The sequence below is a fragment of the Erythrobacter sp. NAP1 genome, from assembly GCF_000152865.1.
Classification (GTDB): domain Bacteria; phylum Pseudomonadota; class Alphaproteobacteria; order Sphingomonadales; family Sphingomonadaceae; genus Erythrobacter.
Genome location: NZ_CH672390.1, coordinates 760,086 through 786,220 on the forward strand (window position 1 = coordinate 760,086; position 26,135 = coordinate 786,220).

A 26,135-nucleotide genomic window follows, 5' to 3' on the forward strand; every position below is an offset into this window, starting at 1 on the left:
ACGAAGGGCGGAGGCGCGGGCGCATGGGTTAGCCGACGGCCCGCCCATGCGCCCTGCCAGTATCAGGCTCCGTCGGCCGGACAGGTGGTATAACCCCAAAAGCCGAACTCATCCTTGGCTCTTGGTGCTGCCACGATCATCTCCTGCATTTGCAGGCCCGCATCGCCTTCATCATCCAGCATGCGGGTTTTGATCCGAAGCTCGCCGTTCGCATAGCTGCCAGGGCCATCGGCGGTCACGGGGATCAATTTGCCATTGATCTTGATCGCTCCGCCCCCGTCACCGTCATAGACAAACGAGGGAAAGGCCACTTCGGTCAGGCGGAACTGGCAGGCCTGTCCTGCGCCCAGAGCAGCAAGGTCCGCGTCATTCATGGTCCCGGGAAGCATGAGGCCCGGGTCAACATTTGCCAGTGCACTGGCCGCGTCCTCGATCGGCGCGGCAGTGGCAGGCGGGTCGAGCTGGGCTTCGCGGTCGTTGCCCGGAGCGGTGTTCGAATTGCAGGCGGCAAGCGGCAGCGCGATGAGCGCCGTGAAAGCTATCTTGTTCATGGCTGCATCTCCTCGGGCAGGCGTTCTTCGGTTCGAGGACCGTTCTGCTCGATATCGTCTATGAGGTATTTCATCTCGGCGATTTCGCGGCGCTGTGCGACAATGATGGCCTGCGCGAGTTCGCGCACGCGAGGATCTTTCAGGCTCGCGCGTTCGCTGGTCATGATCGCGATTGAGTGGTGCGGGATCATTGCTGCCATATATTCGGTATCGTCAACGGTGGTCTGGCTGCGCACCAGCCATAGTGCGAGCGCGAACACAAAGGCCCCGACGCCCAGGATGATCAAGTTCTTGGTCCGGTCCTTGTACATGCCCCACATGAAGAGCAGCATGACAACCATCATCATCGCGCCCATGACGAACATCATCCAGAAGCGCGTTTCGCTCCAGAAAAGATCATCGACGGTAAAGGTGTTGGCATACATCAGGAAGAACATGATCACGGTCGAGGTCGACACCATGGCCATGAATCGCCAGTAGCTGCCGCCCCCTCCCTTGTCCGAGTGGGAGGTCTTTTCGGTCATGCTTTTTCTCCTTTTTGCATCATGGTCCAGAATAGCTGCGCCGAGCAGCTGATGAGAGCGAAGCCGGTAAGGGCCTCGACGCCGGCGAGAACTCTCAGGTGCTCGGTCGGATAAATGTCGCCCAGGCCCAGTGTGGTCACGTTGATGAGCGAGAAATAGAAGTAGTCCATCCAGTCCATGGAAGGCGCCTTGTCGAACCCTCCCAGGCCCCATTGCGCGCCCAGCCAGAAACCTGCGGCAAAAAGGATCGCGACCAGGAAATGCGACGCGAGCACGAGTAGCGAGACTGCAAGCTTTCCCAGCGTATCGCGGCGGCGATCGAGAAGCCGGTGGCCGACACCCAGAATGGCAAGGTGGGAAGCGACGGCTGCAAGGAACAGAAAGACGGCGAGAAGGAGCGCGGTGATCATGCGAGAAGCTTCGCGCCCATCCACAGACCCATTCCGATCATGAACAGATTTTCGGTCAGCGAGACGAAGCCGAGCGGCACATTGCTGCCCCCACCGACGCAAGCGCATTTGAGCTCACGCTTGTCGATGTAGACAGCCTTGAAGACGCTGACAGCGCCGACGGTGCCAATGAACAATGCCAGCGGGGCCGAGAGCCAGGTCAGCGCGCCTGCGGTCATCAGAATGCCGGCAGCGGCTTCGCCGAACGGGTAGACGAAGCCATAGGGCACCCAGCGCCGTGCGAGCAGATCGTAGTTGAGGAACATTGTCGAGAAACTGCGCACGTCCTGAAGCTTCTGGACGGCGAGCAGGGTCATCGACAGGCTGACGAACCATTCCGCGGCCCGGACGGTGAACAGGTCGTCAAAAAACGCCCAGCTCAGCCCTAGCGCGAGCAGCAGCGCGACCGCGAAAATCGCAATGACCGGCTGATAGCTGGTCTCGCCTTCCTCTGGCTGCGAACGGCTCTTGCCGAAGAACTCGCGGACATCGTCATAGCCGCCAATGCGCTTGTCTTCGATAAAGGTCTGCGGGGTGGTCTCGACGTTGTGCTTGTCCTTGAATGCGTCGGTTTCCTCCCTGCTGGTCAGGTGATGATCCTCGACCTCGAAGCCTTGCCGTTTGAGGAGATCGACCGTCTTGATGCCATAGGGACAGACATGGTCCTCCATGACCATACGGTAGACCGCCGCTGTTCGGGTCGTCATGAATCGCTCCATCTGTTTTGCCTGACGTTTCTCGTGCTCAACGCCGGTTTTCGGTGAACGGTTTCGAAAAAGCCCGGCGTAAAAGCGGCAAAGCTGGTTGAAGAAGGTGCCATCACCTTTTCTCTCCTGACCCATCATCTTCAGGAGATGCGGGCGCTTCGGAATTGCGCGAGAGGTAGATCCATTCTCCCACGAAGACTGCGACGATGCCGATCGCCGCGTAGGCGACAACGGCAGGATCGCTGCGCAATTTGGCCGCGGTAAAGGCTGCGAGGACCACGCCATCTGCCGCGAGCGCTGTCAGAAGTATTGTTGCGCGCGCGCCGACTTCCTTGCGCAGGTGGCGCAGGACGCCCCAGTGAACCAGCATATCCATGACGAGGTAGAAGAAGGCGCCCAGCGAGGCGATCCTTGACAGATCGAACAGGACGGCAAGCGTCCCGGCAATGACCACCGTATAGACCAGCATGTGGCTGCGAATCCCGCCGCTCATGCCGAAATGGCTGTGCGGGATCATCTTCATATCGGTCAGCATCGCAAGCATGCGCGACACGGCAAATACGCTCGCTATCACGCCCGAAGTGGTGGCGGCGATCGCGATCGCCACGGTGAAATAGAAGCCCAGTTCTCCCAGCGCCGGACGCGCCGCAGCCGCGAGCGAATAATCGCGCGCCTCGACGATCTCGGATATGCTCAGGCTCGAACCCACCGCCACTGCGACAAGCAGATAGATCACGATGCAGACGGCTATCGAGATCATGATGGTTCGGCCGACATTCTTGTGCGGGTCAACGATTTCGCCGCCGCTATTGGTAATCGTGGTGAAGCCTTTGAAGGCGAGGATCGAGAAAGCAACCGAGGCGAGCAGGGCTTCTGCATTGGTCAGCGAAACGGACTGCGAAAATGCGCCTGATGAAAATCCGCTGGCCCAGATCGCCGCGACTGCGAACAGCGCGATACCGCCGATCTTGATGGCGGACATGATGAGCGAGAAGCCGCTTACCGACTTGTTGCCCGCTGCATTGACGAGATAGGCGAAGATGATGAGTGCAAGCGCTGCCAGCGAAACGAGCCACCCGCTGCTTTCGAGGCCAAACGGGCGCAGCGCGTAAGTCGCAAAGGTGCGGGCCACGAGGCTTTCATTGATGACCATCGACAGAGCCATCAGGAGCGATGCCGACGCGGCAATGACGCCGGGTCCGTAGGCCTTCTGCAAGATCATCGCGATGCCGCCCGAAGACGGCCATTTGTTCGACATCTTGATATAGCTGTAGGCCGCCAGCGAAGTTACCAGCGCGCCGGCGATGAAAGACAGGGGGAAGAGCGGACCGGCGAGCTCGGCGATCTGCCCGGTCAGCGCGAATATGCCGGCACCGATCATGACGCCGGTACCCATCGCAACGCCGCCCAGCAGGGTTATCGAGCCAGCCGTTTCGCTTTGATTCTCGTGCTCATGGTCTTGCAAGACTTTCCCCTGTCGATGGTCTCCCGTGAAAGAAAGATTATGTCGACCAGTACGTTCGCCCTTGCCGCGTCCCTCAAAAAACTTTCAGGACAAAGCCGGAGAGTTGCGTTTTGCTCGGGGCGCTCGAGCAAATTGCGGCCTAAAGCGGACTGCCTGCGCGACCGAAAAACGCTCCGCGAGTTTCAAGGCAAGCGGCCATCGCCGCCGATCTGCTACGTCCTGAATCGGTTCCGGAAAAATCGCAGCATTGGCACCCCAATGATCGCGATGTACCAACCGTACAAAAAGCTGCCGAGAGCGCCTGCCAGAAAGCCCGAGATGGTCAGCCATTCGAACCCGGGAAGCAGCGGCGCCCACGCTTCGTGCATGTGCGCCTGTTCGGGCGCGAGCAGGCCGAAACCGATGCAGATCAGGTAGCTGAAAAGCAGGAAGAGGCTGAGTGTCCAGCCCCATATCAGTATTGAGGTTTTGACCGAATAGTCTGACATGATGGTCCTCCGTTAGAGTTGGCGCTGAGATGGCTTGTCCATGGTCACGGGTAGGATGCGAAAACGCGCTGCCCGCCTGAGCCGAAGGCGATGACATCATACGGCTGCACCCGGTCCCCGGCTTCCATTCCGGGCGAGCCAAGCGGCATTCCGGGCACAGCCAGGCCTGCCACGCCTTCGGGGCTTTCGCGTAATAGTTTCGCGATGGCATCGGCGGGCACGTGGCCTTCGATGATATAGCCATCGACTTCCATCGTGTGGCACGACCACAGATCCTGCGACACACCTCTGGCTGTCTTGAGCGCAGCCATGTCGTCGGTGTCGACCGAGGCGACCTCTGCTTCGAGTCCGTGTTCTACGTGACCGGCCCAATTGAGACAGCAGCCGCACCCTGCGTCGCGGAACATGGTGTAGGTCGCGGCCTGGGCCGCATTCGAGCAGGCTGCAATGGCGAGGAGGAGCGAGGCCGCCAGCGAACGGCGTAGCGGTCTCGAATCTTTCATGAGGTTCATTGAGCATTGCCTTTCTTGATGCCGCGCCAGAGAGAAATGGTTCCGGTCGCGGTATGGATACGATCGAGCAATTCGGCGTCTGCGAAAATCTCGGCGAGCAATTTCTCGACGGCTCCGTCGGCGCTCGGCTGGGTGTCCTTCACGCCGTCGAGAAGCTGAACGCTCGAACGGAACAGCGCGCGCATGAGTGGAGCATCCTGCCGCATATAGTCGGCAATCAGCGCCATGCCCCCGGGGGCCAGCAGGTTCTCGATCTGCTCGAGGATCGCGCGCTTTTGCGATACGGGCACCTGGTGAAGGACGAGGCTGCTGACGATCTTATCTGGTTGCCAGCCGCCGGAAAGCTCGAGACTGTCGAGAAAGCCGTTGTGCCACCGGACCATATCGACTCCGGCACCGAATTTGCGTTGCGCGATCGCCAGCGCGGCGGGGTCTGGCTCAACGCCGATGAAGCCGGCTTCGGGACAGCTGGCCATCAGCGCTCTGAGCAAGGTTCCGGTGCCGCACCCGACATCGATGACCTTGTCGCCCGGCACCAATACGGCCTCTTCGACGATCGCGCGGCGCCACCGGCTCTCGCGCGTAAAGATTGCGATCGCGCGGTCATAGAACGGCGTGAGCCAGCTTTTGCCCAGCGGCGGAGTGAACTCGCGTTCTTTTGGCGGAACTGCCGCGCTTTTCATGCCATGGCTCCTATTCGACGCTGGTACTTGCCGCTGTTGCTTGACTTACTCCTCTTACGCGTCGCCGACCCGCACCCCTCAAAAAAGAAACTTGAGGGTTTGCGCGAAGCATCGCGTATAGGAACCGTGCAACCGACAGGAGCAAGGGATGCGTGACAATCAGACACTCGATGCGATGCTCGGCACCATGGCCTCGCAGAAGGCTGGCGACGTGCCGCCCGACTTCATGAACGGCGTCTGGCAGCGCGCAGGGCAGCTGGGGGAAATTGCCGATCAGCGGCGCAGAATGGCCTTGTTCGCCGGTCTGTTTGTCGTCGGCCTAACGGCAGGCGCAGGGACCAGCGGATGGCCGTCCGAAAACGGCGCTCCTACAGAAATTGTTGGCGAGAGCCTCGTTGGCGGAGAATCCCTGTCACCCGCTGCATTGCTTCATGTGGGGTCATAGACGTTGAAGAAGTTTCACCTTGTCCTTGCGGTCCTGCTGGCGGCGCTCGCCGGATGCCTAGGAGCGCTTGCCGCCGATCGCTGGGCCAACAACGATGCCGAGGGCGGCCTGCACCAGTTCGTGCACGATGAGCTGTCGCTCACGGCTGACCAGGAGGAGCGGCTCGATGCGCTCGAAGCGCGTTTCGCGGTAGAACAGGCAAGGCTCGAAGCCTCTGCGCGCGCAGCCAACGCACAGCTCGCCCAGGCAATGGAAACCGAGCACGAATACGGGCCCGAAGTCAGTGCCGCGATCGACGAGGTGCATGCGCGCATGGGCGAATTGCAGAAAGCGACCGTGCGGCACGTCTTCGATATGCGGGAAATTCTCGATCCCGATCAGCAGCTCCAGTTCGACCGGAAAGTGTCCGCGGCCCTCACGCGCGATCCGCGTGACTGATCAGCCTTGGCAGCGGTGGATGACACTTCGAACGAAGCGCTGATCGGGCGGGCAATAGCCGGTGACAAGCGGGCGTTCACAGCTCTCGTCGAGAGCGAGATCGCCCGGTTGATCGCGCTTGCCACGCGTATGCTGGGTTCACCATCGCAGGCCGAAGATGTCGTCCAGGACGGTCTCGCTTCGGTCTGGCTGACACGTCATCGCCTCGATCCGAGCAAGCCCATCGGTCCCTATTTGACGACAATCGTTCTCAACCGGTGCCGCGACAAGCTCCGCCGCAGGAAAGTTATTGGCTTCCTTGGTTTGCCGGATGGGCGGGAAGCCGACGCCGTTGCCGACGATGCCCCTAATCCCGAAAATGTTGCCGGAGCCCGCGAACAGCTGCGGCTGGTCCAGGCCGAAATCGGGCGCTTGCCGGTGCGCCTGCAAGAGGCGCTCGTGCTGGTCACTGTCGAGGGGTACAGCCAGGCCGAGGCTGCCGAGCTGCTCGGCACCACCGAGAAAGCCGTCGAGACGCGCATCTATCGTGCGCGCAACCGGCTGAAGGAGCGGTTCGAAAAGTTTGAGGGGTAGGGCAGCTGACCGCGTATGTGACGGTATACGCATTTTCAGGAGCCCCCTATGCCTGCCCTCAATCGCCGAAGATTCCTTGGAACAAGTGCTAGCGGGCTGGGCCTGCTTGGTCTCTCCGGTGCCATGCCGGCCTGGGCGCGCGGCGCGGACATCCTTGCAGGAAACGCCCGCAAAGGGCTGGATGAAGTATCCGGGCCGAATATCGACCTCACTGTCGCGCGGTCTGCCTTTGCAACCGGCAACAGACGCGGCGGCGCCATCGCCGTCAACGGCACGATCCCCGGCCCGTTGTTGCGTTTGAAGGAAGGCACGACCGTCCGATTGAACGTCCATAACCAGCTCGAGGAAGACACCTCAATTCACTGGCACGGTCTGCTCGTGCCGTTCCAACTCGACGGTGTACCCGGCGTGAGCTTTCCCGGCGTCAAGCCAGGCGAGACCTTCACAGCGGAGTTTCCCGTGCGGCAGGCAGGAACCTATTGGTGGCACTCGCATAGCGGGTTGCAGGAACAGGCCGGGCACTACGGCGCTATCGTGGTCGATCCCGCCGGACCCGATCCGGTGCGGGCCGACCGCGAATATATCGTGGTGCTGAGCGAATTCAGCGAAATGTCGCCCCACACGATCTTCGACAAGCTCAAGAAGGGGGAAGGCTACTTCAACTACAAACAGAACACCTGGACCGACGACTATCCGCTTTCGGGCGAGGATCGCCGTATGTGGGCCAGGATGCGCATGATGCCTACCGACATCCTCGATGTGTCGAGCGCTGCCTACACTTACCTTCTTAACGGTCACGGACCGCTCGACAATCTGGAATATCTCTTCCGTCCGGGCGAGCGCGTGCGGCTGCGCTTCATCAATGCCGGAGCCATGACCTTTTTCAATATCCGTATTCCCGGTCTGCCGATGACTGTCGTGCAGGCGGACGGGAAGGATGTCGAACCGGTCGAGGTCGACGAGTTCCAGATCGGCGTCGCCGAAACCTACGATGTCGTCGTGACGCCGGGCGAGCAACAGGCCTACACGCTGGTGGCCGAGTCGATGGACCGCTCGGGCATGGGCATTGCGACGCTGGCGAGCACGCCCGGCGCGCGCGCCGCCATCCCGCCGCTGCGCGATCCCCCGCTGCTGACCATGGCCGATATGGGCATGAGCGGCATGGACCACGGAGCCGGCGAGAGCGATGCTGGTATGGCCGGCATGGACCATGGCGCCAGCGGGATGGCCGGAATGGATCACGGATCGAGCGGAGCGGCTGGCGCGGATGGGATGTCCGGTATGGATGGCGGTTCGGCGGAGATGGCCGGAATGGCTGGCATGGCGGGAGGTATGCAGATGCGCGATACATCGCTCCTGCCTCCCGACGTGCAGGTCGGGCCCGGCCTCGACATGGTCTCGATGAACCCGGTCGACCGTATGGGCGACCCCGGCATCGGTCTCGCCGATGTCCCCCACCGCACGCTTGATTATCGCAAGCTACGCTCGCTGACACCTCATCAGGAGGGCCGGACTCCCTCGCGGCGGATGGAAATCCATCTCACCGGGAACATGGAACGCTACATGTGGTCGTTCGACGGCAAGAAGTTCTCCGCCGTCTCCGACGAGCCGATCCGCTTTGCCTATAACGAACGCGTGCGTGTCAAATTGATAAACAACACGATGATGGCGCACCCGATCCACTTGCATGGGCACTTCTTCGAACTGGTTAACGGCGCACCTGCCGATCGTCAGCCGCTCAAGCACACGGTTAACGTGCAGCCGGGCGGCAGCGCGCAGTTCGACCTGACGGCGGACGAGCCGGGCGACTGGGCCTTCCACTGCCACCTTCTCTACCACATGCATGCCGGGATGTTTCAGATCGTCACTGTCGCCAATCCCGATGGGAGCGAAGCATGAAGATTCGTATTACCAGCCTGCTCGCATCGATCGCAGTCGGCTCAGTTCTCGCCTCCCCCGCTGCGGCGCAGCATGCCGGTCATTCGCCCGCGGAGCCGCAGCAGAGCGCCGAGGCGCAGGCTGACGCCAAGACAAAGTGCGAAGAAGAAGCCCAGCGCCATCGCGCGATGGGGCACCCGGTAGCCGAAGGAGCTTGCGAACCAGTGGCCCAGCCTGAAGTTGCCATGGATCATTCGACGATGGACCATTCGACGATGTCTCATGGTTCGACGACCGCTCAGGATGGTCATTCGGGCATGGCAATGCCGATGGACGCTGCCCGTCCGGAGACTACACCCGGGAGTCATGAAGGAATGGATCATGGCTCGATGCCGCATGGCACGCCTGCCGAAGGCGCGATGGATCATTCGCAGATGAACCAAGGCGACATGGGTCAGGCGGAAGCCAGCAACTCGTCGATGGACCATGGGCAGATGGATCACAGCCAGATGAACCATGGGCAGACGGGATCGCAGGACATGCAGGGCATGGACCATTCGGCGATGCAGATGGGCTCGAACGACGATATCCCGCTGCTGCCGCCTCCTCCCGAAGCCGGGAGCGGTCCCGCGCGCGCGGCGGTCGCGATCTGGGGCGAGGAAGCCATGAACGAAGCGCGGCGCGAACTTGTCCGCGAGACCGACGGCGGGATGCGCTTCTGGTTTCAGGGCGACCGGCTCGAATACCGCGCCCGCGAGGGAGTGGATGGATATCTTTGGGACATCCAGGGCTATTATGGTGGTGATATCGACAAGTTCTGGTTCAAATCCGAGGGCGAAGGCAGCTTCGGTGAGCCTGTCGAGGGAGCCGAAGTCCAGGCACTCTGGAGCCGGGCGATCGCTCCCTTTTTCGACCTACAGACAGGTGTGCGCCAGGATTTAACAGGACCCGAGCGCACCCATGCTGTCATTGGCATACAGGGCATTGCTCCCTACCAGTTCGAGGTCGACGTTGCAGCGTTCGTATCGAACAAGGGTGATGTAACCGCGCGCTTCGAGGGCGAGCTTGATCAGCGCATCACGCAGCGGCTGATCCTCCAGCCGCGAGCCGAAATCGCTCTTTCGGCTCAGGATATTCCCGAACTCGGCATTGGCGCTGGCCTCGACCGGATCGAGGCAGGTCTGCGTCTTCGCTACGAGTTCGCACGCGAATTCGCGCCCTATGTCGGCGTCTCCCAGGAGTGGCGGATCGGTCAGAGTGCCGATTTTGCACGCGCCGCAGGGGAAGACCCTAGCGTGACGAATTACGTCGTGGGCATGCGATTCTGGTTTTAAGAGAAGGAAATATACAATGAGGACAAGACTATCCCTAAGCGCGGTCGCCCTGGCCTTGGCTGCAGGGGGCACTCCCGCCCTGGCACAATCCATGGACCATTCGGCGCATTCGGAACATTCGGTATCAACGCCGATGGACCATACGGAGCAGGGCATGAACCATGCCGAGCATATGGCTGCGATGAACGACGACGTCGCTGGGGCAGAAGCGGTTCTGACATCATATCGCGATGCCCTGACGTCGCGCGATGCAGAGGCCATGGCCGCGCTGTTTGCCGAGGAATCCTTCGTTTACGAAAACGGCAAGGCGGAAGGCAGCTTCACGCACTACATGGAGCATCACCTGGGACCGGAACTCGATGCAATAACCAGCTTCACCTTCGGCGAACCGACGCTCGCAGTCACCCGGATGGGACATATGGCTTATGGCCGCGAAACTTACACCTATCGGATCGAACTGGCCGACGGCCGCGTAATCGACCGCGAAGGGGTTGCGACCTCGGTCCTCGCTCATGATGCAGATGGCTGGAAGATCGTTCAGTACCATTCGTCGTCACGCGCACCGCGTAACAACTGATTTGATCGGGGGAACACCGATTGGCGTTACGCTCTTTCAAGCTGCGTCTTCATGTGCTGGGCAGCAAGCTTCACAAATGGCTGGCGATCTTTGTCGGCGTCCAGGTGCTCCTGTGGATGATCACCGGGGCGCTGATGTCGTTTCTCGACATCGAAGAGGTTCGGTCCGAACATGTCGTTTCGCGCGCGCCGGAGGTCCTGCCCGCTGATGCTGTCATGCCCCAATGGCTCGATAGCAGCGAGGGGGTGGTTTCCCTTGCGACGCGCGCGGTCGGCGGCAGGGCAGTAACCGAGGTCCGCCGGGACGATGGAAGCGTCACGCTCCGCGACCCGGATAGCGGGATGCTCCTCTCGCCCCTTCCCGCCGCGAGTGCACGGGCCATCGCCCGACGTGCCTGGACCGGGCCATCGACCACCATAGCGACCACACGCCTCATCGAAGACGCTGTCGGGACCGAATTCCGGGGTCCGTTTCCGGCGTGGCAGATCACCTACGGCGATGAGGACAATACCCGCGTCTACATCGATGCATCGAGTGGCTCGGTGCTCGCTGCCCGCAGCGACACCTGGCGCCTGTTCGATTTTATCTGGGGGCTGCATATCATGGACTGGACGCAGCGCGACCGCATCAACAGCTGGTGGCTGCTACTGTTCGGGATCGGCGGGACGATTATCGCGGTTTCGGGCTTTGTCCTGCTTGCGAACCGGTTTCCCAGGATCAGGCGGCGGGCGAAACATGTGCCGAATGCACCCTGAAGCCGCTCCCAGTTTAATCAGGTTCGGCTCGGGCAAAGCAGACCAGAAGGATCGTTAGCGCCGGCACGATCGTCCACATCGCGATCGGGATCAGCGCTAGTCCCGTCACTGGCTCGTGCGGCATCAACTCGCTGTAGCGCCAGCTCAGGAAACTGTTTGCCGGAAGCGATGTGGCGATCATTTCGACGGCGATTGCGACGACAAGCCCGAAGCCGAAATAGACCGCATAGGGCATTTTGGCGGCTTGCCAGAGCCATGCGTGCCCGCCACGTAATGCTGCAAGGCTATAAGCTGTCAGCAGGATCACGCCATCGCCCAGGCTTGCAATGCCGCAGCGAATGGTCCGCTCGAAGGGTTCGAGATCACCCGGTTCGAAGAATGGCATCTGGAAAATCTCCCAGACGAACGCGACCAGGCTCCCGCAAATAAGGATCAGCCAATGGGTTCTGGTCATGCTGCAGGTACGCCGGAATAATCTGCGCCAGCAAATAGCAAGCGGCCGGATTTCCACTTCCTGCATAGCGCCTTCGCTGCCCCAAAGCCCGGATCAGTCATGATTTTCGCGGCCCTCCGACTCGGCCATGCGAGCAGCGCGTTTGAGAAATTTCCGCATGTCACCTGCTGCCAGTTCGGTAAGCGGGTGCCGGCTCGCATCGGGGCGCGGTTCGATCATGTCCGCACGTTTCCTAATCTGTTCGATCTGTTCATCGCTCGCCCCGGACAAAAGGCCAAGAACTATGTTCTCGAGAGTAATGAGGCGAATGCGCATTTGCACCAGATCGGCATGATCGGGCTCCGGGATATCCCAGCTGCCGTTCTCATTGACCGTGCTCACGACTGCTTCTCCGACGGCTCTGCTGGCACCATGATACTCCCCATTCGTCGTTATCGGCTTCTCTCAAAAAGGTGGCCGAAAAACAGCACCGCTGCAACCGGCCGTGCTTCGGCCCACCAGCCCCACCGCTGCTGCGGATTGTTTGAGGGGAAGAGATGGCGGCTGCGTAAAGAGGATGACTGCACACAGCATCCACCGCAAGACCGACGAAAGGAAATCGACCATGAAACTGACAGTTCTAGCTTTCGCGCTCGCCACCGGCCTGGCAACCACCCCGGCAATGGCCCGGCAACAGCATGACCACGGGGATCAAGCGGCGGCGCAGCAGCAGTCACACGCTGGCCATATGATGCAGGATTCGGCGGCCATGACGGCCCACCGCGAGAAGATGGCTGAAATGCGCGCGCTGATGCAGCAGGCCCACGCGGCGAGCGATCCTGCCGAACGCCAAAGGCTTATGGCCGAACATCGTGCAAAAATGCAGGAACACATGGCGGGCATGATGCAGGGGGACAACGCCGATATGATGGCGGCCTGTCACCAGCACATGATGATGATGCATGACATGATCGAGCAGATGGCGGCTCACGAGAACATGGCGCAAGACGATTAGGAGGCGGTGGCCGGGCTCTCGCTTTGTGCCTGAGCCTGGCCACACTCTTACCAGGGCGCGGTGCAAGGCAGGAGGCCCGACCATCTCGTGAGTAAAATTTGAACCCTCACGCGTCGACGATCGCCGCGCTCTATCACCGCAAGAGATGAAGGTTCGCAGAGCATTACAGACACAATAGGTTGCACGACCATCGCCAAGACCGGAGCCCGTAGAGAATGAAACGAATACAATTCATGGCTATTGTGGCCGCCAGTCTGCTCTGGATAAGTCCGGCCCAGGCCCATGGCGACGAGGAACATGGCGAAGCGGCCAGTGCTGTCGTCTCCGATGCGGCGTCAAAAGATATCCAGGCTGCGCAGGGGCACGGCGACACGGCTGCTGATCATGACGGGGCGAAGGGACAAGATGCAGACGAAGGCGACAAGGGCGTGGTCGGTGTGCTCAAGTCGCTGCATCCCGCCACCGTACACTTTCCGATCGCCTTGTTCTTTATGGCCGCTCTCACCGAGCTATTCGTCATCGCACGGAAGGGCACAGGCCTAGAGTCGGCAGTGCGCGTACTTGTTTATGGCGGTGCCGCCGGGGCGGTCGTGGCGGCCATATTCGGTTGGATCCATACCGGTCTCTGGTTCGGCGGAGATACTGCGATGCAGGTTCATCGCTGGAACGGAATGCTGATCGCGGTCCTCGGTCTGGCGATGGCCTATCTGGCGAGCCGTGCTTCCGCGAGCCGGACCGCGTTTCGCGCCGCAATCTTTGCCATGGCCGCTCTAGTGCTGGTGCAGGGATTTCTGGGCGGCGAGCTTGCGCACGGTGCCAATCATCTTGGTATCTCCTGGCTTTGAAGGATAGAATGATGCGCAGATCAAATCGGAACGCGTTTGTTGCCCCCCTTGCTGCGGCGGCATTGGGGCTAGGGCTCGCTGCCTGTGATCAGACGCAGGACACTTCATCAGAAGCTGAAGCCTTGCCACTGTATACGGCCCCGCCGACCGAGAGCACAGGTGCTGGCGAAGGCGAAAGAGACAACGCTGCCTCTCCCGCTGGAGAGGCCAACACGAACCGGTCGGGTGAAGCTGCGACTGCCGGTAGGCAACCAGACCGACCGGCGAGCACTCCGGTAGTAGCGTCGTCCCCTGCGGCCACTCCCCCGCCGGTGAATGCCCAGCCTAGCAACACACCCGATCCTCATGCGGGCCACTATATGCCATCCATGCCCGACCATGACATGCCCTCGATGTCCGATCAGGCGGATGGATCGTGACCTGGCGTTTCGCCTTCTGATCGGCCCAAAAACGGCCGACGCTCGTTTTACCAATCACTACGAATAACAAGTCGTCGTTTGCCAAAGGCGCTTTATCTCATCTGTCCGATTTTGGGGGTATTGATGGGGGTATTTGCAAGACGACTCAAAAAGTTTATTAGGTAAATCAGCACGTTATATGCTCTCTATATTTCCCTCCTCCGCTACCAACTTTTTAAACGGATTGAGTGATGTGTGCCTGCCACGCTAGGCTTAGTTGGGGGCTCAGTTGGGAAGCTCTTCTTGTTTCCCAGGCCGAAATTATCGTTATTTTCGAGTGTGTTTCACGGAAGGGTCGAAGGTGAGCTGTAACTATGTTCGATCAATTTCGACCAAACTGCAGCTATCAAATTTTCGAGCTTCGAAGAATCGGAATTCGCCGCGTCCGGTGCTGAAGAGTCTTACTCTTAATCAGAGAATTCGCTTATCGATGCCTTCCCACTAACTTCTGAGTTCAGCGAAACAGTCATTACGCTTTCAAACACTTCGACCACTTTAGCAGGTGTCTCGTCAGACCTATGCTCGAAGAGCAATGCGTCGTGCATTGGAAGAGCCACTCTCAAATCTTCAAGAGAGGCAACGCTGATTAATGCTCGCTTGAAAATCAGCGATGCAGTACCCTGAACCACCTGGCTTACTGCCGAGCGCTGCTCTTTGCCGGTGAGCTGTCCTTGACCTTCTCTGCGGAAGTGATTGCCTAATATGGATGAGACCCTGCCGGCTTTCTGGAACTCAGTCCACACGGTCCTTTTCCAATCTTCATAGCCTCGGAATTGTCGGAAAGCTTTCTTCGCTTTTTGCCTTTCTACACCTAGAGAGACGGCAGCGTCGACTAGGGCCTTTCGGCTCATGCCATATGCGTAAGAAAGAAACAGCTGCTTAGCGGCCTTCCGATTGTCGACAAGTCCTAGCTGTGTAGTGGCAAACAATTCGTACATGTCGCCCGCAGCGTATAGCTCCTTTAGCATCTCGTCGCCGGAAAGAGCCGCCATAATCCCGACCTCAAATTGGTCGAAGTCGACGTAGCAAAGTTGTGCGTCATCACGAGAGTTAATGATCGAACGATACTTTTTGGGAATGTTTTGCAAATTCGGACTCCGAATTTGTACACGCGATGTGCGCGAGCCGAACACGTCAACCAATGGTCTTGTTGTATTGGTCGACAGTGTTAACGAGCCAAGCACTTTGCGGGCTGCGTCCAGTGCTAGGAGCGTCAAGGTGTCATCGCCAAAGTCACGATCGTGCGGAACGAACTCAAGAATGTAGTCGACTGATACACCATCCAATTCGAAGCCTTCTTGAAGGAGTTTTGCCTTAATCCTCCTCCTGCTCGGAGTCTCGATCGGCATGTCGTGATTGGCTGAATAATCCTTCAAGAATACGAAATAGTCATGCTCCGCTTGACCTCGTTTCTCCGATAGTCCGGACGTATCGATCGATATGCCAGCCGACATAGAAAGCTGGAGTAGTCGATAGGCGGGTACCTCGACGTTGAAGAAGCGTTCGAACTCGCTTTCTGCGTAAGCTTTAGCGCAAAGATCTAAGTACATCGCCGCAATCGCCGTTGCGGCTTTGACGGCAATCCCCTCGTCAAACGGGATGCTCTTGTTAAACATCTTCTGGTAGAGATCGCGATCTTCCCGCTCGATGCCGTATTTTTCAAGATGGCTGGTTATGTCGCGCTTCTCGCGCGCAATTCGATCTTCGGGGCACCCACTGACAGATATGCGTAGCTCATCTAAGTCGACGATCAACGCGGGTAGCGTCCCAGTGCTGTCGTAGAGTGCATCGCGGATCAACCAGAAATCATGGCATACTACGATGCCCTGAAATTCGGCTACGCTAGCTGCGTCGGTCTCTTCTAGATTGCCATCCTGAAACCAATAGAACGAATCATGCTTCCTCCCAGTGAAGTCTTTGATGAAGATCAGAAGTCGGGAAACCAAATCAATCATATCCGCTGATTTCGTCGATAAGGTTCAGAAGATCAGTGTTCTCCCGCGGGGCAAATGGCAAACCATCTTCATTGCAATGGCGTTGGGTCCTGTGACCGGTGCCTCGAAGGCCCGTAGGGACGTGGCCGTACAATGGGCGCAAGACTTCTTCCTCGAGCACTGAAGCGGAAATGAGGAGGTAGCGTGCATTCTGAAAAGGCAGGTTCGCGAACTCTTCCAAGCATCTCGCGATCAGTGCTTTCTCGTCGACGCAGCGCAACCAGATCAGGATCGCTGCTGCCTCACCCGATTTCATGTCCGCTTGAAGCTTACGTTCCGCTAGGGCCACCAGATCGTCAGACCGGTGTTGCCTCACCGCTAGCAACATCCAGATATTGTAATTCTGCCAATCATGAATCGCACCGTCCTCTGCAAGCAGAAACGCTTCCAATGATGGTAGGCAGCGCCCGCCATGGTCTAATGTCGCTATCAATCGACAATACTGATCCGTCGATACCGCGTGCTCCGACAAAGATTGTGAAAGTGTATCGAGAAGCTCGACCGATAACGCATCGCCAACGTCGAAAAGACCGGAATCCACGAGCTTCGCCACGCGGTTCACCGCGAAGCGAAAGGTCCTAGACTGAGTGTCCCATTCTGCGATGCATTTGCTCAATATTTCGAAAATGTATGTCACCGACCTGGTCACAACGCGGCGACTGCGGGACTGCCACATCTGATTGATCGCGATGGTAGAGCTGTTTTGCGATGGGAAGTACTTTGCGACTTTCTCGTCCGAAACGTCCGGTGCCAAGATCTCAGTTTTCTTTGCATTAATGTTGAGGCCAACAGTCCTCAGCTCACGGATGAGGTCCTGAAGACCTCGCCGCGCGTGCGTCTCAGAATCTGTAATGATGCGGATGTCGTCGACATACCGATAGTAGTCGTAGCCCTTTTCGGCCATCTTCCTGTCAACATTAGAAAGCAGGATATTGGACAGGAACGCTGATGCATCGCGGTTCTGCGGCAAACCGTGGTCGCCGCTGTATGTCCATTGGCCTAACAATCGGTCGAGGGTGGCGATAGCATTTCGAACATGCAACTTCTGCGGTCCAGTCGCTAAAAGATTGGGAACTGCCTGCTCAAGTGCTTTAATAATTTGCTCTCGCGACACGTTTTCGAAGAAGTTGCTAAGGTCAGTAATTAGCAGATATAGCCCCGATTTTCGGAACGTCAGCGTGACACCTTCGAAAGTGAACCATCGGTCAATCTTGTTTTTGAATAGATATTTTGCCTTGATAGGCGTTGGTTCGTACCTGTAGCTCAGGACCCGATGGCCCAACAGCGGATCGTAGAACGGGATCAGGAAGCTGCAGATTGCCTGATAGACAAAACGATCAAAGAAATCGGTCTCTAGACCGTAGCGTTCTCCATACCCTTGCTTTGGGATGTTGCGTACAACGCTGCGCGTACCGCGGTACTCGCCATTCCACTCCTGAAGAAGCGAGATGATAATGCGCTTGGCTTCGCTTGGGTCCTTGAACAAGTCATCGTACTGAAGGCAGTCGTAATACCAATCGTCGCGCATATCCTGGCGAAGATGCTTGAGTACTAATTCGAAATTCACTGGGAAACCCAGAGCCTGGCCATTTAACCAGAAAGCAGGATCAACAATATAGTCGACTTCATCATTGCTTTGCATTCAGATTTGACCCTCAGATCGGTTAAACTATGTCGTCGGATTAGCGACCTGTCTGCAAAATTTTACCCATCCTGAAATGCCTGCTTCGCTTTCTTGAGGATCTCTTCTTGTCGTTTGGGGCCGTTGTATAGTTTTTCCAAGAGCAGGTTTACGATTCCAATTCCGGCAACCATTTCATTCCGATTCATCGCGATCCGTTCATGGGCACCTGCATTGCCTTTTTCCCTGATTTTGTGGAGCAAGCCCAATTGATTTTCATCAACGTGGCCTCTGCTATGCAGATTGTCTATCTTCTGCATCAGATTTCTTCCGGAGCATTTGGTGTCATTAACGATGAATTCTACTACCATCCTTAGAGCAACAGTAGCCAATTTTAGCTTGCTGCCTGACAAAGCATACAGCATTTCATCAATCAGCTCGTTAAGGTCATGGGGTGTGAAATCTGTGTCAAACGCGAAGTCGGCAGAGGACGGAGGCGGATACTGAGACTCCGTCCGAGGTAAGTAGGGATTGCCTTCGTCATCGTGGTCGTAATCCTCACTGCACCACGATGAAGTTTCAAAGCAGACGTCATCGCATGCTCCGCAGCGAAAAAGCGAAAACTCGGTTCCACCGTCGGCACTGTGCCCACGGCCAAAATCCTCTTGCCACTTGCCGATGCATTGAGCCTCAAGTGTATGGATTGTCTGTCTTTTGCATGAATTGCACTGCAGTCTCTTCCGCTCATCCAAATCTTCCAAGCGCTTGAAGCTTTTGAACACAAAATTCTCCCATCGATAGTCCCTGCGGACCCAGCTGAGCGTCAGAATTTCGACGAAGGTACTTTGTGCGCTGTAGATTTGGAGGAGTGCAAATGAAGTTAATGGATAGGAACGTCGCGCCGCTCGCGATGGACAGAATAGTTGTCCATTATGGTGAGCGGATAATCGGTAGCCGATATCAATATTTGTAGCGTTGAATTAGTGATTGAGAGTTGGCTAACTGCCACGCGAGCTTATTTCGCAAGATAGATTTTGCACTCAATGGATCAATTGACCAATCGTGCAGGTTCAGCAATCAGCCTTAAGAGCTCCAATAATCACATCTCTAGGCCCCGTCTAAATCCTCCAGCTTTCGAATTGCTGACTCTCCCAGAGCGCTGTTTCGATCCAGATAGTGGCTGTCGAGGATGGTCCCGACGTCCTTAAGCGAGTGACCTGTGATAGTTGCAATTTCGGGAATTGTGCATCCCGCAATGGCCAAACGGGTGACCGCTGTACCTCTTAAGTCATGAAATGTGAGGTCCTCGATTCCGGCTTGCTTGCATGCCTTTCGCCATGATGCCCGGAAGCCTGCCGCGGTCCACGGCGAGTGTCGCGTATTGAGTAGGATGTGCGAGTTCGCAGCCAGCTCGTTAGCGGGCTTCGTTCTAGCTTCTCTCAGTGCATCCAACTCTGCTTTCAGAGGTTTTCCGGCGGGGATTTGAACTCGCACCTTGGTTTTTTGTTGGGTGAGACGAAGGTACTGTCCATCGTAAGCGCTCCAACGCAGCGCGAGGAGGTCGCCTTGTCGCTGTCCAGTCCATAAGGCCATCAAGAGCGGTAGGTGCAAATGACGAGGAGCGTGCTTGTAGAACCTCTGCTCATCTTCCGCGGTCCAAACTTTCGTTGATCTGGTCGAGCGATACAGTCTGCCTGGGCGTTCGCAGGGATTAAGCGGGGCGAATCCTCGGTTGCTCGCCCACGAGAGGACACGCGCCAGCACTGCATAAGCGTAGTCTGCTTGTCTGCGCGAGTTTTTGGCCAGGCGCTCGCGCCAGGCAAGGAATTCGCCGCGCGTACGGCGGTCGGCCAGCGCTTCAATAGGAAAGTCACCATACTCAGCCTCGATGGTTCTCAGGTGCTTTTTGTAGTCCTGACGAGTTCTATCGGCGAGGTCAGTGAAGCTGTGTGAGGCCTGATATTGCTTTAAGATGCTTCGGAGCTGATCTGGCGGGGTGGTGAAGCGGGTTGCGAGAGCCGCATTGTAGCTCTCGATGAACTTTGGCGATCCTGGTTCGCCTTCAAGCCGGGGCCCGCCCTTCCAAGCGTAGTAGTAGGTAACCGTCTTCCCGCTGGCCAACCGCTTTTTGACGCGATTGAGCCCCTTGAGCTTAATTCGCATGCCGTTGCTTCCACTCGTCAAAGGGTGAGAGGCTACTGTTGTTCTGAGCTGGACCGCAGATCAGGCGGATTGTGCCGTCTGGCTTGATCTCAGTGATTGCGATCTCAAAGCCGGCATCCTTCGCTGCCATGAGAGCGCGAGTTACGTCTGTTTTCTTGAAGGATGGTTGGCGGCGTGTCGGCATAGACAAGTATACAACCGTCTGAAATTATTATCCAATAGGTCGATCTCGCCGAGGAAACTGCTGGTCTATTTTGGACTTACCAGTGGCCGATGGTTGGAGCTTGTGCTTACTCAAAGAGAAAGGAGCGACTTCAATTTGAAGCCACTCCCTTCTCTGCAGTTATAGCCTGTCACGCTTATCGAGAGTTTCCTGTTTTCCCTTGGGGATCTCTTGTGCATTGGGGTTTAAGGTCTACTTTCAAGGTTGCCTTAGATTATTTAATTTGAAGAATAATTCTTATGTTTTTCACGTAAATGTTGCTTGAAGCTGGAGTGTTTTTGTGGGCCGGACTCTCTCTGAGTACTGGGGTACGGGCGCCTGTCCGGACAAGACGGTGACGTACCTCCAGGCCCCCTACGGGGCGACGAAGCACGCAGCTGACGTTTCATTCGCATGCTTACGTTTCGTGCCATCCATGCCATTTCAACGAGGAAGGTCATAATTCCACTTCCTCAATCTCTGGCTGTGGTGGATTGATGTACCTTACCGCGGCGGGGTGAATCTCATCCCATTGCGTTTTGGATTCTCGCAGGATCGCGAGTGACTCAATCGATCCTCGGACAATGTCGCTCATCGAGAAGTTGAGTGGCATAGGCATCTGAGAATTCAGAATTTGCGAAATTCTACTCTGAAATTGCAACGGCTCAGACTTGCCTCTTGCAGAGAAGACATAGCCCTCTCTCCCGCCCGCAACTTGAAGCAGGTAGGCATGTGCAAAACATGTCGTTTCGCTGAGTTCTCTCTCTTTCTGCGCTTGCGTCAGGTAGCCTCTAGTTTGAAGAACCTCACTGATTGGTTTTGCCTGTGCAATCGTGAGCCTGATCGCCTCACACCACTTGCCTGGAAGGTTAGCACTAGCATCCCAAATCCAGTGAAGCTCTTGCTCTCCAAGGTCGACTGGTTGGCGCAATCGTCGGGGCCGGGGAGGGGCGGGTCTTCCCTTCAGCGGATTTGATGGAATTCGACCCGTCTTCACGCACCATGAAAGGAATGCAGATAGCATTTCTCTTTGTTGGCGTTTCTGATGGTCCGTTTTGCAACCTGCGAGCGCTCTTTCGAGATCCTCGAATTTGATTGCGGGGAGGCGAAGCTTCCCAATTCTCGGCAGAAGGTGCTTCTCAAACGTGGCGAGTGTTCGGGCTTCCCACTCTTCCGTGAAGTCTTGATTGCCGATGTAGATCCTGAAGGCATCCTGCACGGTTTGCCCTGAGCGCGAATTGATGAACTGTGAGAGTGACCCACCTCTGTCGAGGAGTCGTGAGATTTCCCGCACCCTTGCTCGAGCCTCATGCGTCAGGAGTTTACCGAAGATGCCAATGCGAACCTTGCGTTTGTCACCTTCACCAAGTCGCCGATAGTAGAAAGTCTTTGAGCCGCTTGGGCGTACTATCAGGAGCAGACGATCTACATCACTGTCCATAGCAAGATCGTAGACTGGGTAGTCCCTATCCTCAGGGATAAGGTTCTCAATGTACTCATCGGAAAAGGACGCACTTCGACGCGCCTTCCGGCCGGAATTCTTGCGCTCCCAGCCCCAGGCATCTCTTCTTTTCCTTCGTTTTTCCCAGCTTGCCATGAAGGGCTGTTCCTTTCCCTTCACTAACATTGGCGCGGCGAAATCGACCAAATGGTTGACTCGGTACGGACTCCGCCGCGCCTTAACCGTCAGCTCTTATCCGGCTTCGACAACTTGCGCTGCGAACAGTCGCGAAAGCGCTTTAGTCGTGAGACTGGTGTAGATGCTGGGTCCTGCGGCTGTGTAGACCACGGCACCCTCATTGGGTCCGTTGGGCCTTGCACCCACCACCTGGTTTCGCCTGATGAGCACACCGTCTCCGGTCGTGCTCGGCAGGAAGATGAAGTTTTCGTCTGCGGTTTCATCCATGTCTTTTCCTCTTCTGGTTTTCGGGAGAAAGACTGGGGGAATTCCCCGACTACGCACCTTCTCCCTCCAACCTAAAACCAGATCCCCTGAGGGTGGCAAGTTAAGCGATCGTTCCGCAGACTCCGTTGGTCGATCCAATGAGGAAAAATTCCACATGAAAAGCGCCTTTATGGCGCTCGGTTACTCCAATAGGTGAAGCTGTCGTAATTGATCCGGGAGGCCTTTGAGATCGTTCAGGTCAACGCTGAAGGTATGAAGTCGATGTTCGCTTACCCGGATATGGTGAGATGAGTTCGCTCCGGCAGACCCAAAAAGTCTTGAGTTGTGTGGATAGAGGAGGGTGAGGCAAGGGAATCCATACATCTGGCCGCTGCATTGCAGATCTTTTATGGAGCGCGCTCTTATGTTAGACAGACTATACTTTTATTCATAGTCTTCTTGTCGGCGGTTTCGAGATTTTTTGGCGGGGGGTAACAAGTGATGCGCATTTCAATGATTGCTATTGGTTCAATTGTGCTGGTCTCTGGGTGCAGCGAGCAGCAAGAGTCGGCGACGGATGAGAGTCTGGTGAACGTATCGTCGGTCGCGGAGCGTGAAGCATCCCGCGAGGCTTCCCTTTCAGCGGTGGTCGAGGGTTTCGAGGAATTTCGGGCGTCAACATATCGCGAACCATTCGATGGTGGCGGTTACATTGTGAGCGGAGACATTCACCTTGCAACAGACGCGGACCTTAGAGAATTTTACGAAAAGTGGCTTGTTCAGAGTGCAGCAAACGATTTGACGAACGACATTCCCGAAACGGAGGAAGAATTTGCCGTCGATTCGGCCGCGTTCACAATTGGGACTGTCCATGGATACAACGATGTGTGGCCAGATGATCAGAAGGTGAGATTGACGTACTGTGTATCTTCGACCTTTGAAGATGATTATGGGCGAGTTCTGGATGCGATGGCCGCTGCGGCCAGTCGTTGGGAGCAGTTTGCCGAAGTCGACTTCATTCACACTGTGGAAGAGGATCAAGATTGCGACCGCTTGAATTCTTCAGTCGTTTTCGATGTGCGGCCGGTCGACGTAGCAGGTGAGTATCTGGCAAGAGCCTTCTTTCCGAGTTATGCGCGTGGAAGTAGGAACGTCTTGATTGACGCTTCGGCCATGGTGCATCCGAATGAAGGGAACGGATTGACGCTAACTGGAATTCTAAGACATGAGCTAGGACATGTACTTGGCGCACGGCACGAGCATGTGAGGCCGCAGGCTGGTGCTTGCTTTGAGGATAGTGATTGGCGGCCAGTCACCGATTATGATCCCTACTCCGTAATGCACTACCCTCAGTGCAATGGTTTAGGGGATTGGACACTTACTCTTACAGAGCTCGATCAGAACGGTGTAGCCTGTGTCTACGGTGCCGCACCAAATTTCTCGCATAATCCGGGACTTTGTCAATCTATACTGCCGCAGCGCGGGGGATAGGACGGTAGTTCAGATTTGGGCGATGTTGGCGTTTATCGACCATCTTTGGGCAAACGCGCAATCGGGTATTCCGGGTCAAACGCCATCCAGGCTGGTAGCGACAAGTCCAGATCCTCACGTCCTCCAAATTGCACCGTAATGTGTCCGCGGTTGTCGTCATCTTCGGGATAATCGGAAAAGATGCAGGCGAGACCATTTAGTTCATCAATGGGGACTCTTATCCTGTTTCTGAGGGGAGGGGCGTCTGGCAGGCGCGATTGAGCGCGAGACCAGCCCATCACCGTTTCCTCTTCCGCTTCAGGACTCTCGCGATAGATATCATAGTGATAGGCATTCCAAAGTTCTTCATACGCCCAATGATGCAGATTGCGGCAACCAATGTACATCTGTCGTGGAGTTAATTCTGAAACCTCCTGCGGTGTCCCAATTAGTTCGATCTCCCATCGACCTGCGTCATCTACAGTGGTCACCTCGCGCAAGCGATCCGGCGGCGTCAATAGCATCTCACCCACCAGGCTTGACGGCCAGCGTGTACTAGACGGATATGGGCCCGCCAGCATCTGGCCAATTTGTCTGAGTCCCGAGTTGTAAGCGTTAGCAACGCCTCCATACGTCCCCTTATAAGGAGATCGCTTCTTACTCGGACTGTATGCGAGAAATGGCGCGTGAAATCCCAATCGCCCGTTTATATGAAGTAGTCTATTTACGCCTCCGGGGCCCTCACCTCCGCCGTCCATGCGCCCAGCCATGAAAATAAAAGCGCAAGCCGAATAACAGACTGAACCGCTTTCAATAATAGTAGTTAGGTGGTTCTGAGAGACAAACTCTGCAATCATCGCCGCCTGATTTGCGCTTCCACCCATCGAATTAAGCGAAACTATGGGAACTTGGTAGCGCTCTTGGGCTTGTTCGTAGACGGCCTTGAACTCTTCGAATGCACTGGGGCCAATCTCCCCAAGCACGACGATTTGGTCGTCGGGTGGTACCCCAAAATGATAACTAAGGTCGTCAATTGTCACGTCGTCGAGATTCGTTTCCCTCAGAAAGATTTTCGACTGCGCACCGTCCAGCTCGGCGTCCAGCTGAGCCCTTTGTTCAGCGTACAACTCACTTTCTAGAGGATCAAAGTCAGAAGCAAGTGTATCGTCAATGATGGTCTCAGCGTCCTGCTCGCACGCAGAACTTGCTAGGACTGCGAGCATTGCAATAGCCATACGGCCAAATGTCGAAAACATATGAATTCTATTCACAGTTGGCAGGATCAGCCAAACATTGAACCAACCGCTGTTGCTGAACAATTAAGTCCGCTTCCGCCTTTGTTTCCGCTAGAATTGTAGCAGTCGAGTCCTGTGACGAAGATGCGGCCTCTATCGCTTCATTTACGACACCAAGAGCCGATGAGCTGCCTTCGTTCGTAGCATAGTTGATCTCTTCAAGCGCGCCACTCTCAGCGAAAGTCACCGAGAAGACTTGTTTCCCAAATGCAGGAGATCTTGGGATTGGCATCGTATAACCTACACCGAACTGGGCAACGGGGACTTGCCCAGCCCAAAGAGGTTCCTGGTCGAGATCGCAAAGGTGGCCAGCGTCCCCCACAACTCGAACCGATGCTGACCCCGGTTGTCTCGCGTGAAGGAGAAGATTTGCATTGGTTTCACTATGCGAGATTGGAATTACAGGTGCGGTGGTTTCGCAGTACCCTGCGTAAAAATCTCCGATAGCACTCCGAAGCTCATTGAAATAGAACGAGCTCTCGGGTGCTGGCTGTAGAACCTGGGGAACTGTTTTTTTGGCATGGGAAAGATCAAGTTCGGTATGGAACTTGAGAGAGATGGGCTTTCCGCCGCCATACGCAACAATTTTTTCGCATTCTTCCTGAAATCCTTGGCCTATCCCCGCAACTTTCGAAACGAGCGAAATTGTAGTCTTGAGGATTTCCCCTCCTCGTCCTTCGCTCGTGGAGTTCAAACTGGAAATGCGACCATCCTCCCTGAATCCAACCTTGATGTCAGTGTTTGAAAACCCCCCCTGGATGGCCGTCAGATCAATTGTTTTGTGGCCATCTGGAGCTAGGTCGGCGTGGTGGGTGGCTGTTGGCGTGACGGCAACAGAGACGATAGGATTCTGCCCTGACGCGTCGCATGCGGCTGTTGCGATAACACTCACAGAGACACTAGTCTTCGGTAAATAATAAGATACAGATACAGGTGGTGCTTTTACACACCCAACAAGCAACAGGGTTATAAGTAATAAGGTTACTTGGTGGCGCAACATAAGAAATACCCCTGCCAATAAAACTCGACGCGATGATTTGATGGTTAAGTTCTGGCTGTATTAAATGCAATGAAAAATTCAAGGCGAGCGGGATTGGGTTGTCTTGGCACGAGCAAACTTGCGCTGGAAAGCTTCGCCCAACTTCAAGGATTGACAAAGTGGCCAGTGTTTCGGTCGTGATTGGTTATAGCAATCTCGAATGGCTCACACAGTCATGACGGTAGGGAATTCGTGTCTAAGATCTTGAAAAGATTTAGTCCTCAATTTTGACAATTGGGAAAATTCTCTACTGTTTTCAAAGGCAGACAACGGTATCATAATCCGCGTGTCGGGGGTTCGAGTCCCTCCTCCGCTACCAATATCATGCTCTTAAGC

The 26,135-nt window shown here is 56.4% G+C and carries 28 protein-coding genes; 10 read left to right on the forward strand and 18 right to left on the reverse strand.

Translation table 11 applies throughout. The annotated features are described in order from the left end of the window. Positions 1-62 precede the first annotated feature (62 nt). The 8 genes from NAP1_RS03495 to NAP1_RS03530 all read right to left on the reverse strand — a co-directional run bounded on the left by NAP1_RS03495 (position 63) and on the right by NAP1_RS03530 (position 5,379). On the reverse strand, positions 63-551 hold the full coding sequence (locus tag NAP1_RS03495) for a DUF6692 family protein (RefSeq protein ID WP_007163850.1): 489 nt from the start codon (positions 549-551) through the stop codon (positions 63-65). Then, positions 548-1,075 carry a DUF305 domain-containing protein gene (locus NAP1_RS03500; RefSeq protein WP_007163851.1) on the reverse strand — a complete coding sequence of 176 codons (528 nt, stop codon included), beginning with the start codon at positions 1,073-1,075 and terminating at the stop codon, positions 548-550. The genes NAP1_RS03495 and NAP1_RS03500 overlap by 4 nt, the downstream gene beginning before the upstream one ends. After that, positions 1,072-1,485, reverse strand: a complete 414-nt coding sequence (locus NAP1_RS03505; protein WP_007163852.1) for a potassium channel family protein — start codon at positions 1,483-1,485, stop codon at positions 1,072-1,074. The genes NAP1_RS03500 and NAP1_RS03505 overlap by 4 nt, the downstream gene beginning before the upstream one ends. Further along, positions 1,482-2,231 (reverse strand): glutaredoxin, encoded by a 750-nt coding sequence (locus NAP1_RS03510; protein WP_193353873.1) that lies wholly within the window; start codon positions 2,229-2,231, stop codon positions 1,482-1,484. Before NAP1_RS03510 ends, NAP1_RS03505 begins: the two co-directional genes overlap by 4 nt. A 112-nt stretch (positions 2,232-2,343) precedes the next feature. Next, on the reverse strand, positions 2,344-3,627 hold the full coding sequence (locus NAP1_RS03515) for an APC family permease (protein ID WP_232725834.1): 1,284 nt from the start codon (positions 3,625-3,627) through the stop codon (positions 2,344-2,346). A 281-nt stretch (positions 3,628-3,908) separates the two neighbouring features. Further along, positions 3,909-4,184, reverse strand: a complete 276-nt coding sequence (locus tag NAP1_RS03520) for a hypothetical protein (protein WP_007163855.1) — start codon at positions 4,182-4,184, stop codon at positions 3,909-3,911. 44 nt (positions 4,185-4,228) lie between these two features. Next, positions 4,229-4,696, reverse strand: coding sequence for a DUF411 domain-containing protein (locus tag NAP1_RS03525; RefSeq protein WP_007163856.1), 468 nt, complete (start codon positions 4,694-4,696; stop codon positions 4,229-4,231). Further along, entirely contained in the window at positions 4,693-5,379 is a 687-nt protein-coding gene (locus NAP1_RS03530) for a class I SAM-dependent methyltransferase (protein WP_007163857.1), read from the reverse strand. The genes NAP1_RS03525 and NAP1_RS03530 overlap by 4 nt, the downstream gene beginning before the upstream one ends. A gap of 148 nt (positions 5,380-5,527) precedes the next feature. On the opposite strand from NAP1_RS03530, the gene NAP1_RS03535 reads away from it, so the two are divergent. The 7 genes from NAP1_RS03535 (at position 5,528) to NAP1_RS03565 (ending at position 11,379) form a co-directional block, all read left to right on the forward strand. Then, positions 5,528-5,824 (forward strand): hypothetical protein, encoded by a 297-nt coding sequence (locus tag NAP1_RS03535; protein ID WP_007163858.1) that lies wholly within the window; start codon positions 5,528-5,530, stop codon positions 5,822-5,824. A gap of 3 nt (positions 5,825-5,827) precedes the next feature. After that, on the forward strand, positions 5,828-6,262 hold the full coding sequence (locus NAP1_RS03540) for a periplasmic heavy metal sensor (RefSeq protein WP_007163859.1): 435 nt from the start codon (positions 5,828-5,830) through the stop codon (positions 6,260-6,262). 15 nt (positions 6,263-6,277) lie between these two features. Continuing rightward, positions 6,278-6,835 (forward strand): RNA polymerase sigma factor, encoded by a 558-nt coding sequence (locus NAP1_RS03545; protein ID WP_156777181.1) that lies wholly within the window; start codon positions 6,278-6,280, stop codon positions 6,833-6,835. 48 nt (positions 6,836-6,883) lie between these two features. Next, on the forward strand, positions 6,884-8,734 hold the full coding sequence (locus NAP1_RS03550; protein WP_040464219.1) for a copper resistance system multicopper oxidase: 1,851 nt from the start codon (positions 6,884-6,886) through the stop codon (positions 8,732-8,734). Then, positions 8,731-10,047: a copper resistance protein B gene (locus tag NAP1_RS03555; protein ID WP_007163862.1), complete on the forward strand. Its 1,317-nt coding sequence runs from the start codon at positions 8,731-8,733 to the stop codon at positions 10,045-10,047. Before NAP1_RS03550 ends, NAP1_RS03555 begins: the two co-directional genes overlap by 4 nt. A 154-nt stretch (positions 10,048-10,201) precedes the next feature. After that, a complete protein-coding gene (locus NAP1_RS03560; RefSeq protein ID WP_241761172.1) occupies positions 10,202-10,624 on the forward strand; it encodes a nuclear transport factor 2 family protein in 423 nt (140 codons plus the stop codon). Between the two features lie 20 nt (positions 10,625-10,644). Continuing rightward, a complete protein-coding gene (locus NAP1_RS03565) occupies positions 10,645-11,379 on the forward strand; it encodes a PepSY domain-containing protein (RefSeq protein ID WP_233994312.1) in 735 nt (244 codons plus the stop codon). Positions 11,380-11,392: 13 nt separating this feature from the next. Here the strand turns inward: NAP1_RS03565 and NAP1_RS03570 are convergent, their stop codons facing one another. Next, positions 11,393-11,833, reverse strand: coding sequence for a hypothetical protein (locus NAP1_RS03570; protein ID WP_007163865.1), 441 nt, complete (start codon positions 11,831-11,833; stop codon positions 11,393-11,395). Positions 11,834-11,926: 93 nt separating this feature from the next. After that, complete coding sequence (locus NAP1_RS03575) at positions 11,927-12,214, reverse strand: hypothetical protein (RefSeq protein ID WP_007163866.1); 288 nt, start codon at positions 12,212-12,214, stop codon at positions 11,927-11,929. A gap of 223 nt (positions 12,215-12,437) precedes the next feature. On the opposite strand from NAP1_RS03575, the gene NAP1_RS03580 reads away from it, so the two are divergent. Beyond that, entirely contained in the window at positions 12,438-12,827 is a 390-nt protein-coding gene (locus NAP1_RS03580; RefSeq protein ID WP_241761173.1) for a hypothetical protein, read from the forward strand. Between the two features lie 233 nt (positions 12,828-13,060). Continuing rightward, on the forward strand, positions 13,061-13,672 hold the full coding sequence (locus tag NAP1_RS03585; RefSeq protein ID WP_007163868.1) for a DUF2231 domain-containing protein: 612 nt from the start codon (positions 13,061-13,063) through the stop codon (positions 13,670-13,672). A gap of 865 nt (positions 13,673-14,537) precedes the next feature. Here NAP1_RS03585 and NAP1_RS03590 read toward each other — a convergent pair. From NAP1_RS03590 to NAP1_RS03620, 6 genes are all read right to left on the reverse strand, one after another. Then, the gene (locus tag NAP1_RS03590) at positions 14,538-16,085 is read right to left on the reverse strand and encodes a DNA polymerase (RefSeq protein ID WP_007163869.1); all 1,548 of its coding nucleotides are present in this window, start codon (positions 16,083-16,085) and stop codon (positions 14,538-14,540) included. Continuing rightward, on the reverse strand, positions 16,078-17,766 hold the full coding sequence (locus tag NAP1_RS03595) for an RNA-directed DNA polymerase (RefSeq protein WP_007163870.1): 1,689 nt from the start codon (positions 17,764-17,766) through the stop codon (positions 16,078-16,080). Before NAP1_RS03595 ends, NAP1_RS03590 begins: the two co-directional genes overlap by 8 nt. A 62-nt stretch (positions 17,767-17,828) precedes the next feature. After that, positions 17,829-18,527: a DUF4145 domain-containing protein gene (locus NAP1_RS03600; RefSeq protein WP_007163871.1), complete on the reverse strand. Its 699-nt coding sequence runs from the start codon at positions 18,525-18,527 to the stop codon at positions 17,829-17,831. 325 nt (positions 18,528-18,852) lie between these two features. Continuing rightward, entirely contained in the window at positions 18,853-19,908 is a 1,056-nt protein-coding gene (locus tag NAP1_RS03605) for a tyrosine-type recombinase/integrase (protein WP_007163872.1), read from the reverse strand. Positions 19,909-20,567: 659 nt separating this feature from the next. Further along, positions 20,568-21,707 (reverse strand): Arm DNA-binding domain-containing protein, encoded by a 1,140-nt coding sequence (locus NAP1_RS03615; RefSeq protein WP_162013458.1) that lies wholly within the window; start codon positions 21,705-21,707, stop codon positions 20,568-20,570. Positions 21,708-21,803: 96 nt separating this feature from the next. Continuing rightward, positions 21,804-22,016 carry a hypothetical protein gene (locus NAP1_RS03620; RefSeq protein ID WP_007163875.1) on the reverse strand — a complete coding sequence of 71 codons (213 nt, stop codon included), beginning with the start codon at positions 22,014-22,016 and terminating at the stop codon, positions 21,804-21,806. A gap of 480 nt (positions 22,017-22,496) precedes the next feature. Here NAP1_RS03620 and NAP1_RS03625 point away from each other — a divergent pair, with 480 nt between their 5' ends. After that, positions 22,497-23,486 (forward strand): matrixin family metalloprotease, encoded by a 990-nt coding sequence (locus tag NAP1_RS03625; RefSeq protein WP_007163876.1) that lies wholly within the window; start codon positions 22,497-22,499, stop codon positions 23,484-23,486. A 32-nt stretch (positions 23,487-23,518) separates the two neighbouring features. Here NAP1_RS03625 and NAP1_RS03630 read toward each other — a convergent pair whose 3' ends face one another. After that, positions 23,519-24,721, reverse strand: coding sequence for a hypothetical protein (locus NAP1_RS03630; RefSeq protein ID WP_156777183.1), 1,203 nt, complete (start codon positions 24,719-24,721; stop codon positions 23,519-23,521). Positions 24,722-24,728: 7 nt separating this feature from the next. Next, complete coding sequence (locus NAP1_RS16425; RefSeq protein WP_156777184.1) at positions 24,729-25,760, reverse strand: hypothetical protein; 1,032 nt, start codon at positions 25,758-25,760, stop codon at positions 24,729-24,731. Between the last annotated feature and the right edge of the window lie 375 nt (positions 25,761-26,135).

Bases quoted from the DNA above. Each gene is read 5' to 3' on its own strand.
- NAP1_RS03495 (WP_007163850.1), bottom strand. From the start codon at position 551: ATGAACAAGATAGCTTTCACGGCGCTCATCGCGCTGCCGCTTGCCGCC.
- NAP1_RS03500 (WP_007163851.1), bottom strand. From the start codon at position 1,075: ATGACCGAAAAGACCTCCCACTCGGACAAGGGAGGGGGCGGCAGCTAC.
- NAP1_RS03505 (WP_007163852.1), bottom strand. From the start codon at position 1,485: ATGATCACCGCGCTCCTTCTCGCCGTCTTTCTGTTCCTTGCAGCCGTC.
- NAP1_RS03510 (WP_193353873.1), bottom strand. From the start codon at position 2,231: ATGACGACCCGAACAGCGGCGGTCTACCGTATGGTCATGGAGGACCAT.
- NAP1_RS03515 (WP_232725834.1), bottom strand. From the start codon at position 3,627: ATGGGTACCGGCGTCATGATCGGTGCCGGCATATTCGCGCTGACCGGG.
- NAP1_RS03520 (WP_007163855.1), bottom strand. From the start codon at position 4,184: ATGTCAGACTATTCGGTCAAAACCTCAATACTGATATGGGGCTGGACA.
- NAP1_RS03525 (WP_007163856.1), bottom strand. From the start codon at position 4,696: ATGAACCTCATGAAAGATTCGAGACCGCTACGCCGTTCGCTGGCGGCC.
- NAP1_RS03530 (WP_007163857.1), bottom strand. From the start codon at position 5,379: ATGAAAAGCGCGGCAGTTCCGCCAAAAGAACGCGAGTTCACTCCGCCG.
- NAP1_RS03535 (WP_007163858.1), top strand. From the start codon at position 5,528: ATGCGTGACAATCAGACACTCGATGCGATGCTCGGCACCATGGCCTCG.
- NAP1_RS03550 (WP_040464219.1), top strand. From the start codon at position 6,884: ATGCCTGCCCTCAATCGCCGAAGATTCCTTGGAACAAGTGCTAGCGGG.
- NAP1_RS03555 (WP_007163862.1), top strand. From the start codon at position 8,731: ATGAAGATTCGTATTACCAGCCTGCTCGCATCGATCGCAGTCGGCTCA.
- NAP1_RS03560 (WP_241761172.1), top strand. From the start codon at position 10,202: ATGAACCATGCCGAGCATATGGCTGCGATGAACGACGACGTCGCTGGG.
- NAP1_RS03570 (WP_007163865.1), bottom strand. From the start codon at position 11,833: ATGACCAGAACCCATTGGCTGATCCTTATTTGCGGGAGCCTGGTCGCG.
- NAP1_RS03580 (WP_241761173.1), top strand. From the start codon at position 12,438: ATGAAACTGACAGTTCTAGCTTTCGCGCTCGCCACCGGCCTGGCAACC.
- NAP1_RS03585 (WP_007163868.1), top strand. From the start codon at position 13,061: ATGGCTATTGTGGCCGCCAGTCTGCTCTGGATAAGTCCGGCCCAGGCC.
- NAP1_RS03590 (WP_007163869.1), bottom strand. From the start codon at position 16,085: ATGATTGATTTGGTTTCCCGACTTCTGATCTTCATCAAAGACTTCACT.
- NAP1_RS03595 (WP_007163870.1), bottom strand. From the start codon at position 17,766: ATGCAAAGCAATGATGAAGTCGACTATATTGTTGATCCTGCTTTCTGG.
- NAP1_RS03605 (WP_007163872.1), bottom strand. From the start codon at position 19,908: ATGCGAATTAAGCTCAAGGGGCTCAATCGCGTCAAAAAGCGGTTGGCC.
- NAP1_RS03615 (WP_162013458.1), bottom strand. From the start codon at position 21,707: ATGGCAAGCTGGGAAAAACGAAGGAAAAGAAGAGATGCCTGGGGCTGG.
- NAP1_RS03620 (WP_007163875.1), bottom strand. From the start codon at position 22,016: ATGGATGAAACCGCAGACGAAAACTTCATCTTCCTGCCGAGCACGACC.
- NAP1_RS03625 (WP_007163876.1), top strand. From the start codon at position 22,497: ATGCGCATTTCAATGATTGCTATTGGTTCAATTGTGCTGGTCTCTGGG.
- NAP1_RS03630 (WP_156777183.1), bottom strand. From the start codon at position 24,721: ATGTTTTCGACATTTGGCCGTATGGCTATTGCAATGCTCGCAGTCCTA.
- NAP1_RS16425 (WP_156777184.1), bottom strand. From the start codon at position 25,760: ATGTTGCGCCACCAAGTAACCTTATTACTTATAACCCTGTTGCTTGTT.